Origin of the sequence: Acinetobacter sp. WCHA39 (genome assembly GCF_002165385.1) — a bacterium.
In the GTDB taxonomy this organism is placed as follows: domain Bacteria; phylum Pseudomonadota; class Gammaproteobacteria; order Pseudomonadales; family Moraxellaceae; genus Acinetobacter.
In genome coordinates this window covers 1-14,654 of the sequence record NZ_NHRP01000050.1, presented here as the reverse complement: position 1 = coordinate 14,654, position 14,654 = coordinate 1, and the positions used below count along the sequence as shown (strand labels likewise).

Genomic DNA, 14,654 nt, shown 5'->3' with positions numbered 1-14,654 from the left:
CAGTAAGTTTATTTCGCTACGGTTTGGACTATGTTCAAATGGCTATTCTACGTTTGATTGGTTTTGGAAAAAAAGAAGAATTTAAGAAAGTGCTAGCAATTTTAAGAAAGAAAAAGCCTGATAGGACAAGGGCCCTATGAAATTTGTCGTGTACAAAGCACATTTATATATTTTCATTTATTTTCTCTTTAGTCTTTCCAACTATCAACAATGTCAGCCCAGTCTTGCATCATTTTCCGTCTTTGTTTTAGATGTTTAGAATGATCATAAGAGGCTTTAGTTTTATTGGATTCGGCATGTGCTAATTGTTTCTCTATCCACGCTTCCTCATAATCCTTTTCATATAGTAAGGTTGATGCTGTAGCTCTAAAATCATGAGTAGTTACATCTTTAAGACCAATATACTCCAGCATGCTATTTAAAGTTGATGGTGAAAGCATCCCGCTACTCTTTTTGCTAAAAATAGCAGGGAACACCAGAGTTCCATCACCTGATATTTCATGCTGTTGACGTAAAACCTTATATGCTTGATCTGAAATTGGTAATACGTGGATTCTAGCTTTCTTCATTACTTCAATTGGAAATGTAATTAATCTTGATTCAAAGTCTACCCATGACCATTGCATCTTCCTAATTTCTACAGCGCGCAGCATTGTGTATAAAAGAATAAAGCCTGCATTCTTCACAGTTTGTGTGCCATTGTATTTAGGTAGACTTGTTCTTGCTTTATATCGCTCTTCTTTCGTTAATGCTCTTGCATGATTGACACGAGGACGTTTAATTACATCACGTACTGCGTAAGTAGGATCATTCTCGGCACGAAGCGTTGCTATAGCATATCGAATAACACTACCAACAAATCTTCTGTTCTCAAGTGCGGCAGAAGCACCAGTAAATCTTCCTTTTGATTCTTTTACAACTCGATTTACAGTGTTATCAAGTATTTTAAGCACATCTGCTGCTGTTACTTCGTTTACCTTCTTCTTCCCAATCACAGGTGAAATATCTTTTTCTAAAGCAATATCAAACTTCTCTTGATATGTTTCAGACTTTGAACACATTCGTTTCTGCTTAAATTCAGCAGCAATTATATCAAAGGTATTGGTTGTTTTAGCTGATGCTTGGGCTTTAATATTTTTACGATCTTCAACAGGATGTATGCCTTTTGCTAGCTTTGCTCTCATTTGTTCTTTTAAAGAACGAGCCTCAGCTAAACTAATAGAAGGGTATTCACCCAAGCTCATTGATGATTCTTTGCCATGAAAAATAAACTTGAATCGCCATACCTTAGCTCCAGTCGGTCTAATTTCTATATATAGCCGATCAGAGTCTAGTAATCGATATAATTTATCTTTTGGTTTTAGACTTTTGATTTTGGCATCTGAAAGTTTTTTAGTAGCCATTGCAAGTACTTTGAATGAAATGTTACCCGTATTATTACCCGTTTTTATTAGGAATTAAAAGGCACTAAAAAGAACTAAGAAGAATAGTATTTATTTTATTTCAATTACTTATGTTTTTAAAAAGAATTGTAAGGAATCATAAAAAACAATAACCATTATTTTTTTTTACTACTGTTGCTTGCGCCATAATTCAAACTTCCACAATTACATATATTGTGCCGTAAAATGCAATCTTTTTCCATCGTTTAGCAATTTCGCGTTTAGAGCTAAATTTGTTAAAATATGTACCTTATCTCATTAACTAGAGTACAACGCATGTCTAAAACACGTGTGATTTATCCGGGGACTTTCGATCCAATTACCAACGGGCACGTTGATTTGGTTGCAAGAGCATCAAAAATGTTTGATGAAGTGGTGGTTGCAATTGCAATTGGTCATCATAAAAATCCAGTGTTTAGTTTAGAAGAGCGTGTAGAATTAGCAAAAGCTTCATTAAGCCATTTGTCTAATGTAGAGTTTGTTGGTTTTGATGGTTTGTTGGTCAATTTTTTTCGAGAACAACGTGCAACAGCGGTACTGCGTGGTTTAAGAGCAATTTCAGATTTTGAATATGAATTTCAGTTGGCAAATATGAATCGCCAACTTGATCCTCATTTCGAATCAGTATTTTTAACCCCATCAGAACAATATTCATTTATTTCATCAACATTAGTAAGAGAAATTGCTCGATTGAAAGGTGATGTGAATAAGTTTGTGCCCGCTGTTGTTGTTGAGGCATTTGAACGCAAACATCAGCAAGGTTGGTAGATGTCTCTTTATATTACTGATGAATGCATTAACTGTGATGTTTGTGAGCCAGTATGCCCCAATGAAGCCATTTATATGGGTGAATTGATTTATGAAATTAACCCTGCACTTTGTACAGAGTGCATTGGGCATCATGATCAGCCACAGTGTCAGTTATTTTGTCCAGTTGATTGTATTCCGCTTAATCCTCAGCATGTCGAGTCACAAGATGAGTTGATGGCAAAATATAAAAAATTAACTGCACAAAAAAATGCGAGCAATTAATTTCTAACTTTGATAAGATGCGCCACGAAGTGGGCTGGACGGTCGCTGCTGTGGAGGTCTCCGTGACTGAAACAGGGGAGGAAAGTCCGGGCTTCATAGGGCAAGGTGCCAGGTAACGCCTGGGCGGCGAAAGTCGACGGCAAGTGCAGCAGAGAGTAGACCGCCTCATTCGTGAGGTAAGGGTGAAAGGGTGCGGTAAGAGCGCACCGCGTGTCTGGTAACAGTTCACGGCAAGGTAAACCCCACCAGAAGCAAGACCAAATAGGAATCCTGAGGCACGGCCCGTGCTGGATTCGGGTAGGTCGCTTGAGCGTATGAGTGATTGTACGCCTAGAGGAATGATCGTCCTCGACAGAACCCGGCTTATAGGCCCACTTCTCAAATTTTTTGAAATTGTGCTTGACGTGTGTATTGAAAGTTAAGATAATGCGCCCACAGTTTTCGGCTATGTAGCTCAGTTGGTTAGAGCACCGCACTCATAATGCGGGGGTCACAAGTTCAAGTCTCGTCATAGCCACCATTTTATAGACCACGCTCCTGCGTGGTCTTTTTTTATTTGAACTTTTTTTTAATTAATTTTTCTGTTTGAGAGAAGATTTGTTGAAAAGTAATCAAATAAAAATTAAAAGCACAAAAACTGTTCATATGTTTCATGTTTTCAATGTCATACACTTGACCTGTAGTATAGAACACTAGATAATGCGCACACAGTTTACGGCTATGTAGCTCAGTTGGTTAGAGCACCGCACTCATAATGCGGGGGTCACAAGTTCAAGTCTCGTCATAGCCACCATTTTATAGACCACGCTCCTGCGTGGTTTTTTTATGTGCTTTTATTGGCTACTCAACTTATCCTGTATCAACTGAATATTATTTATAGATTTAAGGTAAAAAAGAATAGCCATCAGGTTTTCTGATGGCTTTAGTTAATTAGCTTTAATGTGATTGAATTAGAAAATTAAAGAGATATATTGATTTAGTCTCAATATATCTCAGCAGAAAAAATAAAAATTATAAATGCTTTTCAATCGTCGCTAGAGTTTGATGACTTTCATAAAAAGGTTTTACGATCATGGTGATAATAGGTTCTAATACACCATGTTCATCTAAGGCTACAACGACTTTAGGATAAAAACGTACAGCTTCATTTTGAAGATCCGATTCTTCAATTCCGATCGCAGCAAATACATCCTCTAAACTTTCGTCTTCATAAAAATCGTAAAAGACTTTTACTCCGTATAGAATCAGATCTTGAATATAGGAAGACTGGCGTAGCTCTTTCCAGTATTCATAAATCATGACAAAGAATTCTTCAACATCCAGAGGTGTGACTTGTTTGGTATATTCAGATAAAGGTTTAGCTTTGTTATCTTCCCAAATATTACGCGCCAGACTCTCTAAATCATCGTTTGAAAGTAAGCTTAAATCGGCAAGTTGTTCTTGGATAAAGCGAGCAATACTTTCTTCGATTTTCTGTTCAATGCGTTGTTGTTGACGATGTGAAAAAGTCTTTAGTTTCTGCTGCCACTGATATTTGCTTTCAGAAATTTGTTCTTCGTCAGATTGTGAAAATAATTTTGGTAATCTATTTTGTAAAGTTGTGGTTGCAATATATTGGCATAATTGCTGAATTGAAGGACTTTCTTTCAAGAAATGGTTTAAATAATGTCGAATATTTTCTAATTCGAGAAATTTAGATAACCACATTTCAAATTGGTGATCCGAAAAAACATCTTCTAAATGTGCTGAAGACTGCAAAGAAAAAACATGCAAGCGTTGAGCAATTTCACCAATAAACTCTAACAGTCCAGCACCAAGTTGCATTTCAAAGGCATAACGCTTAACAACAGCTTGGATTTGTTCAAGCTCTATTACTTCTTTCAGTTTGATATTTGGTGCATGTTGTAGAAACAACTGAATAAACTGCTGAAAGAACTCAGCAGAAAGCTGTGTAGTAAGTTGATTTTTATAAAATGCCACTTGCTCAAGCATAAGTGCTTGAGCAAGTAATTGTGACTTTTCAGAAACAATTTTTTCAGTCATTCGCGGTCCATCCATTGACGATAGGGTAGCGTCGTTCGCGACTGAAAGCACGTGAACTAATCCGTGGGCCAATTGCACCCTGACGACGCTTATATTCATTACGATCAACTAAGCGTATTACTTTTTCAACCACTTCAGCTTCGTAGCCTTTTGCAATTATGTCTGCTTGGCTAAGATCTTCTTCGATATAAGCGTATAGAATTGCATCAAGTACATCATAAGCAGGTAAAGAGTCTTGGTCTGTTTGATCAGGACGCAGCTCTGCTGAAGGTGGACGAGTAATGACACGCTCAGGGATCACAGGTGTTTCACTTAATGTATTACGGTATTTTGCTAATTCGAAGACGATGGTTTTATAGACATCTTTTAATACAGAGAAGCCCCCGACCATATCACCATACAGTGTGCAATAACCGACTGAAATTTCAGACTTGTTACCTGTTGAAAGTACAAGGTTGCCAAACTTATTTGATAAACCCATGAGCAGCGTACCACGGGTACGCGCTTGTAAGTTTTCTTCCGTTGCATCCGCTGGTGTGTTGCCAAAGAACGGGAATAAGGTCTGCATGAAGCTATTTACGATTGGGTGAATCTCTGCAATACCGAAAGTTACGCCCATGCGACGTGCTTGTTCTGTTGCATCTTCTACACTCATTTGAGAGGTATAAGTATAAGGCATCATTACGGCTTGTACTTTATCAGCACCAATCGCATCAACAGCAATAGCAAGTGTCAAGGCTGAATCGATTCCACCCGATAAGCCCAAGATCACACCAGGGAAACCCGAGCGTTGTACGTAGTCACGTGTTGCCATGACCAATGCTTGATAGATTTCGGCAAAAGTATCTAAAGTTGGGATGGCATTAGCAGTTTTAAACTGTTTTTGCTCTGCATCATATTCAGTCACATAAACAGATTCTTGAAAACTTGGTGCTTGTAATGCAAGTTCGCCATTTTTATTACTAACAAAACTTGAACCATCAAAAATAAGATCGTCTTGTCCACCCACTTGATTGACATAAACAATATTCAGATTCAGTTGTTTTGCGAGTTCATTTAATGTTTGGATGCGATGCTGCGGTTTACCGACTTCATACGGAGAAGCATTTAAGACAAGCACAGTTTCAACATTCAGTTGGCTAAGTTGTTTGACGGTATGCAGTGACCAAACATCTTCACAAATCAGTACACCAAACTTATGACCTAAATACTCAAAAACGAGATGTTGATGACCATCTTGGAAATAACGTTTTTCGTCAAAGACGCCATAATTTGGTAAGTTCTGTTTGTTGTATATTCCTAAAACTTGCCCATCTTTAATCACTGCGGCTGAGTTGTAACGGTGACCATCTTCAGTTTGATGTACGAAACCGAATACCATGACGATATCTTTTACTTCACTTAATTGAGCGAACGCTTTTTGAGTGCGTTTTTGTAAATTTGGGCGAAGTAATAAGTCTTCAGCTGGGTAACCTAGCGTAGAAAGTTCAGGGAAGATGATCAGATCAGCCTGTTGTTGTTTCGCTAAATTTGCTTGCTCAACCATCTTTTGAGTATTTGCGTCAATATTGCCAATATGCGGAGAAAATTGAGCAAGGGCAATTTTAAAATTTTTCATTCAAACCTAATCCTAAGTCTTAACAAGTGCTGATATACAAGTTCTTGATTTGTGTAAGTATAATTTTAAAGAACGTTGTATATCATAGCGCCAAGTATTCTATATCTTAAAGAAAAATGACAAGGTGTCTAATATATACTAATTGCACATTTTTCTGCGTAAAAATAACAAGTTTTTCTGTCTTAAAGAGCAACATTTTTAAATGGTTGCGTAGTGATGGTGCATGACTATGAATAAACTTAGCATTGTCATTTATTCTTTTTTTTCGTGTCACTTTCGCATACCGAAATGACAGTTCAATGACATGAATAGAAACACTCTTTTAGCTTATTTCGGTAATGGGATAAAAAAATACAAAAAATTAGAGTTTTCGTAAAATTTAAATCTATCAAAAACATAATTTCATTGAATTGAATCTTTTTTGACCGTTCGTCGGGAATCCTTTTGCTACACTTGAGTGTACAAATGTCCACTGCTATTATCCTAATTAATGTGAACATCTGTACACTAGATGTAACAGTAAAAATATGCATTTCGCATATAAAAAGAGGAAGTAGAAATGTCAGTTGTATTTTTTCCAGTAATTGCGTTTGGTTTAGCTGTTGTAGTTGGTCGTATTGGTACTTTAATGTTCCAAGAGCAAGTACAAGAGTCAGAGTAAGTTTGATTAATTAAACTTTTGATGAGAGGTAATAAGTTATGATGATTCCAACAATCTTATATCCAGTAATTGCTTTTGGATTGGCAATTGGTGTGGGACGTATCGGTACAATTGTTAAAGATGCGATGCGTGTAGATTTTACGACTGAAATGGATGATAGTCATGAACTTAGCTCAGAGAGCACTAAAAACACAGCAGCATAGAATTGCTAATGATGTTTCAAGCTGAAAAGCCCTGTAAATAAACGACAGGGTTTTTTTATTGATTCAAAATAATATTTGGAATCTTCTTTAAAAAAATATCTCGTGCAATATCACCTTGTTGTTCAATGTTGTAACTGGTGAAAGTCTTGGTTTGAATAAATTGATAATGATAGGGATTATACTTTTTAAAACTAAGATAGTAGCCTGTCTGTAACAACATTCCTTTTAAGATGACATTGGTTTTTTGTTGAAATTGCAATATGTGGGCGAGTTCATGAATAAAAATTGCCTGAAGGTCTAATGAGCAATTTGAATAATCCTGATAAAAATGTTGTTTATGTACAAATAGATTGCCGTTTGGTGCCATAAAAATATTAACAGGCTGCCAAGGGAGATAAGGGATATTGAAAATCTTAACTTCTGCATAGTTAATCAAGTCGCCAAATACGGGGCGTGCCATGGCGATTTCGCCTGACGTCAATCCACGATATTGGAACTCATTCATTTTAAGATAAAGGATTAGGTTTGCAATGAAGCCTGCCTTTAATCTTTGTATATATGTTTGAAATGATTTGATCATTTGAACTATAGATAGGAAAAGTGAGGGTGATCAGAATATTTTAGAATAAAAAAACCTCAGTTAGAACTGAGGTTTTACGACCACTAAGATGACCACGGCAAATAAGATCAAGGTTGGCATTTCATTAAAAAAACGCCAGAACTTGTGCGATTTATAGTGCGCATTACCAATTAGCTTTTTGCGGTAATAACCACAGACAAAGTGGTAAATCACCAATAATCCAACCAGACCGACTTTGAGATAGAACCATAAGGCTTCATGATAATGTCGGGTCGCATCCCCCCAGTCAACGAGAAAGTGGGCGGTAATTAATGTGGCAATCATCGATGGCCACATAATTCCACGATACAACTTGCGTTCCATCACTTCAAAGCGTTGATGACTAACGGTATCTTCGCTCATGGCATGATAAACATAAAGACGTGGTAAGTAGAACAATGCAGCGAACCAGCAAACCACAGCAATAATATGTAATGCTTTTACCCACAAGAAAGCATCAGAAGGTGCATCCATCGATAATCCTACGCAGGATTATGCATCCCACTTCTTGAAAATAAGGCAAGCGTTTACGCCGCCAAAACCAAAACTGTTACTCATTACAGTATTCAGTTTTGCATCACGTTTTTCAAGTACAATATCGAAACCTTGTGCACCTTCATCAAGCTCAGTCACGTTGATGTTCGGTGCAATAAAGTCATTTTGCATCATCAATACAGAATAGATTGCTTCTTGAACACCCGCAGCACCTAAGCTGTGACCCGTCATTGATTTAGTTGAACTAAGTGGAGGAACCTGACCCTCACCAAAAGCACGTTCCATTGCCTTAAGTTCAGTCACGTCACCTGCTGGTGTTGAAGTCCCGTGAGTATTGACATAATCAATATGCTCAACACCGTGTTGTTTGGCTTCTTCTAGTGCCATGAGGATACAACGCGTAGCACCTTCCCCAGATGGAGCAACCATATCTGCACCATCGCTGTTCGCTGCATAAGCAACAACTTCAGCTAAGATGTTCGCACCACGTGCTTGTGCATGTTCAAGTGATTCAAGAATAACGAAACCACCACCACCAGCGATCACGAAACCGTCACGATCCGCTGAATAAGGACGAGATGCTGTTTCTGGTGTATCGTTATATTTAGAACACAATGCACCCATAGCATCAAAAAGTAAGCTTTGAGACCAGTGATCTTCTTCACCACCACCAGCAAGCATTAGATCTTGCTTACCTAATTGAATCAGGTTGTAAGCATAACCAATTGCATCAGCAGAAGTTGCACATGCACTGGTAATTGAATGAGCAATACCTTGTAGTTTTAATGCAACACCAACGTTTGCAGTAATGGTATTACTCATATTACGAGGAACAAAGAAAGGACCGATTTTACGTGCGCCTTTTTCTTCTAATAGTTTAACCATCTCTGCAACTGATGCAGTTGAGTTACCGCCGCTACCACCTGCAATACCATAACGAGGGTTATTTGCTAGATCCTCTTGTTTTAGACCCGCATGTTCTACCGCTGCAATCGCTGCGTTATAAGCATACATTGCACACACACCCATAAAACGCTTGATTTTACGATCAATACCATCAAAATCCTGTTCAGCAGCAGCGCTGACATGACTTTTAAAATTTAATTCGGCATAAGTTGGATTAAAACGTGTTCCTGAGATTCCATTTTTTAAAGAATGAGTGACATCTTCTAAAGAGTTACCGATACATGAGTTAATGCCCATACCAGTGATTACAACACGTTTCATTTACAGATCCCTTTTATGGTAATACGAAGCCTTGTGCATATCGCTATAAGTACAAATCAGGAGAAAATAACGATTTAAATGGCTTATGAGTGAATGACACCATCATAGCAGAAAGGTTTTTTATTTCTTATGGCAAATTTTATGCCTATTTCTAGTTGTGTAAATATTCGTAAATATAAATGCAGTTGAGACAAAAGGTAATGAAAGAACACAGATAAAAGTTGAGATAAATTTGCATTCAACCTAGTATTTACCTAGAGATGCACAGATTATAGAACAGAGGTACTTGATGACAAAATCTAAAAACAAGCAATCTTCAGGTTTATTTACCCAAGCCTTTGGAGTGGCTAAAAAGCTCAGTTCAGAAATACAAAAACTTCAAACTGCTCCTAAAACATTGGCAACTGGATCCACAGATTCATCTAATGTGATCGAAGGGAAGGCGCGTTTTAAAAGCCCATTTGAGATTGAGCAATACGAAAGCCCACAACATATGTTACGTCAACAGTTACCTAAATTGTCCCATCAACTTTTGGGTCGCCATTATACAAAAGTAAATAATGTTGCATCTTTCATTTCACCTGACATGGGTGAAAAAGTTTCTGATTATTTATTTCAGTGGTTGAATGAATTTAGTTCCAATACTTCACTTACAGAAAAGATTCTGGAAGAAGCAGGTGTAAAGGATATTGCGGAACTCACTCAAGATACGGGGCGTTCTCAACGTTTAAGTCAGGCATTAATCGAACAAAATAAATTATTAGCCGCTGCGCAAGGCATTATCACGGGAGCGACAGGAGTTTGGGGTGCAGCTGTTGATATTCCTGCATCGATTGTTTTAGCACTAAGAACAATTTATCAAACGGGTCGCTCTCACGGGTTTGATTTAGCCGATGAGGCAGATCAAGAAGTGGTTGCCTTTATTTTTAAAGAAATTGATTTGGGTATTATTGCTGAAAAACAAACATTATTGATTGCATTAAAAGCGTTGAAGTCGATGTTAGAAACCCATGACTTACAACAGTTTCAGCAGTTGCTTGGGTCGAGCAACGATGTTGAGCTTGTAAAGAAATGGTTAGTTGATGAGGAAGGACAGTTTAAATGGGGGTGGTTAAATCATATCCCTCAAGCATCTGTGATTGGTAAATTAACGCCAGTTGCTGGTGCTGCTTTAGGTGGCTTTTATAGTTGGCGTTTACTCGAAGATGTTGGACACAAGGCACAATCTGTTTTCGGGGCAGCACGTTTTTATTTGAATGAATATCCGAATGAAGATATTTCACCCTTAGAAGCCTATTACAAAGCGGAAGTATTATTGAGAAAGCCAAATTCACGATTGTTAAATGCAACAGAGACTACGACAAATGCAATAAGTAGTGTTGATGAAAGCAAAAATGATGTGATTACCAATGTTTCAGTGCAATCTAAAGATCATGCTGCTAAAGAAATTCAGACGAATGAAAACGTTGAGCAGGGTATTCAACAGCTTGCATCGGAGCATGTGGTCAAGCACGAATATACTGAACAGCAACCTGCTTTGAAAGAGCAATCAAATGAATTACTCAGTTCTGATGAAGCTGAACTATCTACTGAACCCAAAACAATTGATATTGAACCTACATCAACGAAACACAGTTAATTATTTGTTGGTGTGATTTAGACATCAATAAAACAACAAAATTATAGAAATGGTCAGCAGTTGCTTTATCTTGCATTGTTGACCATTTTTACTTCTTGGCTTACAATTGTGTGCCCTTAAAAAGAGGTGTTTTTCTTTTTAAGGTTGTTTAATCACGGGAGAATTGCCAAATGGCAACAACAAATCAGTTGATCCGTAAGGGTCGTACAACTTTGATTGAAAAATCAAAAGTTCCTGCGTTGAAGGCTTGTCCACAACGTCGTGGTGTATGTACACGTGTATATACGACTACTCCTAAAAAACCTAACTCAGCAATGCGTAAGGTTTGCCGTGTTCGCTTAACTTCTGGTTTTGAAGTATCAAGCTATATCGGTGGTGAAGGTCATAACTTACAAGAGCACAGTGTTGTTCTAATCCGTGGTGGTCGTGTTAAAGACTTACCAGGTGTACGTTACCATACCGTTCGTGGTTCTTTAGACTGTGCTGGCGTGAAAGATCGTAACCAGTCACGTTCTAAATACGGTGCTAAACGTCCTAAGAAGTAATTCTAGGCAACCAGCCCAAACAACCCTTTAGCGTTTCGCTTGTTTGAATTCTTCATAGATTTGTAATTCAAGCGACGTATAGTAAGGCCAGCGTAGCGTACATGGCACTTGTACAAACTGCTGGATCATCCTGAAGTGTCATAATATTAGGTGTATTAAAATGCCAAGACGTCGCGTAGTCGCTGCTCGTGAGATCCTTCCAGATCCAAAATTTAGCAGCCAAACAATCGCTAAATTCATGAACCACGTAATGCAAGATGGTAAAAAATCTGTAGCTGAAGGTATCGTTTACGGTGCTTTAGAGCGTGTTCAAGAAAAAAACAAAGTAGACCCAGTTGAATTTTTCGAGACTACTCTTGAAAAAGTTCGTCCTATGGTTGAAGTAAAAGCACGCCGTGTTGGTGGTGCTACTTATCAAGTACCTATGGAAGTACGCCCATCCCGTCGTACTGCCTTGGCTATGCGTTGGTTAGTAGATGCTGCTGCTAAGCGTTCTGAAAAAACGATGGCTTTACGTCTTGCTGGTGAGTTGCTTGATGCAGCTGAAGGTAAAGGTGCAGCGATCAAAAAACGTGAAGACGTGCATCGTATGGCTGAAGCCAACAAAGCCTTCTCTCACTACCGTTTCTAAACGGATAAAACAGTCCCTAATCAGGAGAATATTCATGCGTACAGCAGCTCGATTCAACATCGCTCTTTATCAAAGTGGGAGCTTTGCGGGTATTTAAGTTGCCTGCTTGGATATTCGTGCGCATCAATTTAATTGATGCGTCCTGTTTTAAAGATAACATTTAGGAATGTAAGACATCATGGCTCGCCAAACCCCGATTACTCGTTACCGTAACATTGGTATTTCTGCGCACATTGACGCAGGTAAAACAACTACAACTGAACGTATCTTGTTCTACACAGGTGTATCTCACAAAATTGGTGAAGTACACGACGGTGCAGCAACAATGGACTGGATGGAACAAGAGCAAGAGCGTGGTATTACCATTACTTCTGCTGCTACGACTTGTTTCTGGTCTGGTATGGGCAACCAATTCGAACAACACCGTATCAACGTAATTGATACACCGGGACACGTTGACTTCACAATTGAAGTTGAGCGTTCTATGCGTGTTCTTGACGGTGCCTGCATGGTTTACTGTGCTGTTGGTGGTGTTCAACCTCAGTCTGAAACTGTATGGCGTCAAGCTAACAAATATAAAGTGCCTCGTTTAGCATTCGTGAACAAGATGGACCGTACTGGTGCAAACTTCTTCCGTGCTGTAGAGCAAGTTAAAACTCGTTTAGGCGGTAACCCTGTACCTATCGTTGTACCAATCGGTGCAGAAGATACATTTGCAGGTGTTGTAGACCTTATCGAAATGAAAGCGATTATCTGGGATGAACCATCTCAAGGTATGAAGTTTGAATATGGTGAGATTCCTGCTGACCTAGTTGATACTGCTAACGAATGGCGTACTAACATGGTTGAAGCGGCTGCTGAAGCTTCTGAAGAGTTAATGGACAAGTACCTTGAAGAGGGTGATCTTTCTAAAGAAGACATCGTTGCAGGTTTACGTGCTCGTACATTAGCATCTGAAATCCAAGTTATGCTTTGTGGTTCAGCGTTCAAAAACAAAGGTGTTCAACGTATGTTGGATGCTGTGATTGAATTCTTACCATCGCCAACAGAAGTTAAAGCAATCGAAGGTATCCTTGACGATAAAGCTGAAACTAAAGCATCTCGTGAAGCATCTGACGAAGCTCCGTTCTCTGCGCTTGCGTTCAAAATCATGAACGACAAATTCGTAGGTAACTTAACTTTCGTACGTGTTTATTCTGGTGTTCTTAAACAAGGTGACCCAGTATATAACCCAGTTAAGTCTAAGCGTGAACGTATCGGTCGTATCGTGCAAATGCATGCGAACGAGCGTCAAGATCTTGATGAAATCCGTGCAGGTGATATCGCAGCGTGTGTAGGTCTTAAAGACGTTACAACTGGTGATACATTATGTGATGAGAAAAACATCATTACACTTGAGCGTATGGAATTCCCTGAGCCAGTAATTTCATTGGCTGTTGAACCAAAAACTAAAGCTGACCAAGAAAAAATGTCAATTGCTTTAGGTCGTTTGGCGAAAGAAGATCCATCGTTCCGTGTACGTACTGACGAAGAATCTGGTCAAACAATTATTGCTGGTATGGGTGAGCTTCACCTTGACATCATCGTTGACCGTATGAAACGTGAGTTCGGTGTTGAAGCGAATATCGGTAAACCAATGGTTGCTTATCGTGAAACGATTAAGAAAACTATTGAGCAAGAAGGTAAATTCGTACGTCAAACAGGTGGTAAAGGTAAATTCGGTCATGTATATGTTCGTTTAGAGCCACTTGATGTTGAAGCTGCTGGTAAAGAATACGAATTCGCTGAAGAAGTTGTTGGTGGTGTAGTACCAAAAGAATTCTTCGGTGCAGTTGATAAAGGTATTCAAGAGCGTATGAAGAATGGTGTCTTGGCTGGTTACCCAGTTGTAGGCGTTAAAGCTGTTCTTTTTGACGGTTCTTACCACGATGTCGACTCTGATGAATTGTCGTTCAAAATGGCTGGTTCTTATGCGTTCCGTGATGGTTTCATGAAAGCAGATCCAATTCTTCTTGAACCTATCATGAAAGTTGAAGTAGAAACTCCAGAAGACTACATGGGCGATATCATGGGTGACTTAAACCGTCGTCGTGGTATGGTTCAAGGTATGGACGATCTTCCTGGTGGAACAAAAGCAATTAAAGCAGAAGTTCCATTGGCTGAGATGTTTGGTTACGCGACTCAAATGCGTTCTATGTCTCAAGGTCGTGCTACTTATTCTATGGAATTCGCTAAGTACGCTGAAACTCCACGTAACGTGGCTGAAGGCATCATCGCTAAGTTCCAAGCTGGCGGTAAAAAAGGTGACGACGAGTAATCTTTCGATTACTATATTACCCAACTAAAATTTAGTTAAAAAACCAAGTGCTCATGGGCGACCCTCATGAGCAGTTTATAAAGGAAGATCATCATGGCTAAAGCCAAGTTTGAACGTAATAAACCACACGTAAACGTGGGTACAATTGGTCACGTTGACCATGGTAAAACAACTTTAACTGC

At 38.8% G+C, this 14,654-nt stretch carries 14 protein-coding genes, 2 tRNA genes, 1 other RNA gene and 1 pseudogene; 12 read left to right on the top strand and 6 right to left on the bottom strand.

Going from position 1 to position 14,654, the window contains the following annotated elements:
* Window positions 1–140 (top strand): annotated as a pseudogene (locus CDG56_RS15750) (IS4 family transposase); the annotation flags it as partial.
* Between the two features lie 48 nt (window positions 141–188).
* Here the strand turns inward: CDG56_RS15750 and CDG56_RS15745 are convergent.
* Window positions 189–1,403: a tyrosine-type recombinase/integrase gene (locus CDG56_RS15745; protein WP_087548385.1), complete on the bottom strand. Its 1,215-nt coding sequence runs from the start codon at window positions 1,401–1,403 to the stop codon at window positions 189–191.
* A 315-nt stretch (window positions 1,404–1,718) separates the two neighbouring features.
* Here CDG56_RS15745 and coaD point away from each other — a divergent pair, with 315 nt between their 5' ends.
* From coaD to CDG56_RS15720, 5 genes are all read left to right on the top strand, one after another.
* Window positions 1,719–2,210, top strand: a complete 492-nt coding sequence (gene coaD / locus CDG56_RS15740) for a pantetheine-phosphate adenylyltransferase (RefSeq protein ID WP_004663488.1) — start codon at window positions 1,719–1,721, stop codon at window positions 2,208–2,210.
* Window positions 2,211–2,474: a YfhL family 4Fe-4S dicluster ferredoxin gene (locus CDG56_RS15735; RefSeq protein ID WP_087548384.1), complete on the top strand. Its 264-nt coding sequence runs from the start codon at window positions 2,211–2,213 to the stop codon at window positions 2,472–2,474.
* Between the two features lie 26 nt (window positions 2,475–2,500).
* Window positions 2,501–2,856, top strand: an RNA gene (gene rnpB, locus CDG56_RS15730) — RNase P RNA component class A.
* Between the two features lie 61 nt (window positions 2,857–2,917).
* A tRNA-Met gene (locus CDG56_RS15725) sits at window positions 2,918–2,994 on the top strand.
* Window positions 2,995–3,190: 196 nt separating this feature from the next.
* Window positions 3,191–3,267 (top strand) — tRNA-Met (locus CDG56_RS15720).
* Window positions 3,268–3,485: 218 nt separating this feature from the next.
* Here the strand turns inward: CDG56_RS15720 and CDG56_RS15715 are convergent.
* Both CDG56_RS15715 and CDG56_RS15710 read right to left on the bottom strand, forming a co-directional pair.
* Entirely contained in the window at window positions 3,486–4,517 is a 1,032-nt protein-coding gene (locus CDG56_RS15715; RefSeq protein ID WP_087548383.1) for a hypothetical protein, read from the bottom strand.
* Window positions 4,510–6,135 (bottom strand): NAD+ synthase, encoded by a 1,626-nt coding sequence (locus CDG56_RS15710; protein WP_005158329.1) that lies wholly within the window; start codon window positions 6,133–6,135, stop codon window positions 4,510–4,512. The genes CDG56_RS15715 and CDG56_RS15710 overlap by 8 nt, the downstream gene beginning before the upstream one ends.
* Window positions 6,136–6,834: 699 nt before the next feature.
* On the opposite strand from CDG56_RS15710, the gene CDG56_RS17135 reads away from it, so the two are divergent.
* Window positions 6,835–6,999 (top strand): hypothetical protein, encoded by a 165-nt coding sequence (locus CDG56_RS17135; protein ID WP_005158326.1) that lies wholly within the window; start codon window positions 6,835–6,837, stop codon window positions 6,997–6,999.
* A 55-nt stretch (window positions 7,000–7,054) separates the two neighbouring features.
* Here the strand turns inward: CDG56_RS17135 and CDG56_RS15700 are convergent, their stop codons facing one another.
* The 3 genes from CDG56_RS15700 to CDG56_RS15690 are packed head-to-tail and all read right to left on the bottom strand — an operon-like array spanning window position 7,055 to window position 9,340.
* Window positions 7,055–7,579 (bottom strand): hypothetical protein, encoded by a 525-nt coding sequence (locus CDG56_RS15700; protein ID WP_087544684.1) that lies wholly within the window; start codon window positions 7,577–7,579, stop codon window positions 7,055–7,057.
* A gap of 60 nt (window positions 7,580–7,639) precedes the next feature.
* Window positions 7,640–8,092, bottom strand: a complete 453-nt coding sequence (hemJ, locus tag CDG56_RS15695; RefSeq protein ID WP_005158314.1) for a protoporphyrinogen oxidase HemJ — start codon at window positions 8,090–8,092, stop codon at window positions 7,640–7,642.
* Between the two features lie 18 nt (window positions 8,093–8,110).
* Entirely contained in the window at window positions 8,111–9,340 is a 1,230-nt protein-coding gene (locus tag CDG56_RS15690; RefSeq protein ID WP_087548382.1) for a beta-ketoacyl synthase N-terminal-like domain-containing protein, read from the bottom strand.
* Window positions 9,341–9,629: 289 nt separating this feature from the next.
* On the opposite strand from CDG56_RS15690, the gene CDG56_RS15685 reads away from it, so the two are divergent.
* The 5 genes from CDG56_RS15685 to CDG56_RS15665 form a co-directional block, all read left to right on the top strand.
* Window positions 9,630–10,979 (top strand): EcsC family protein, encoded by a 1,350-nt coding sequence (locus CDG56_RS15685; protein ID WP_087548381.1) that lies wholly within the window; start codon window positions 9,630–9,632, stop codon window positions 10,977–10,979.
* A 170-nt stretch (window positions 10,980–11,149) separates the two neighbouring features.
* A complete protein-coding gene (rpsL, locus tag CDG56_RS15680; protein ID WP_004638184.1) occupies window positions 11,150–11,524 on the top strand; it encodes a 30S ribosomal protein S12 in 375 nt (124 codons plus the stop codon).
* Window positions 11,525–11,684: 160 nt separating this feature from the next.
* A complete protein-coding gene (rpsG, locus tag CDG56_RS15675; RefSeq protein ID WP_004638185.1) occupies window positions 11,685–12,155 on the top strand; it encodes a 30S ribosomal protein S7 in 471 nt (156 codons plus the stop codon).
* Window positions 12,156–12,333: 178 nt separating this feature from the next.
* A complete protein-coding gene (fusA, locus tag CDG56_RS15670; protein WP_075696218.1) occupies window positions 12,334–14,472 on the top strand; it encodes an elongation factor G in 2,139 nt (712 codons plus the stop codon).
* 93 nt (window positions 14,473–14,565) lie between these two features.
* Window positions 14,566–14,654, top strand: an 89-nt coding sequence (locus CDG56_RS15665; protein WP_072292276.1) for a GTP-binding protein, incomplete at its 3' end; no start/stop codon positions are given.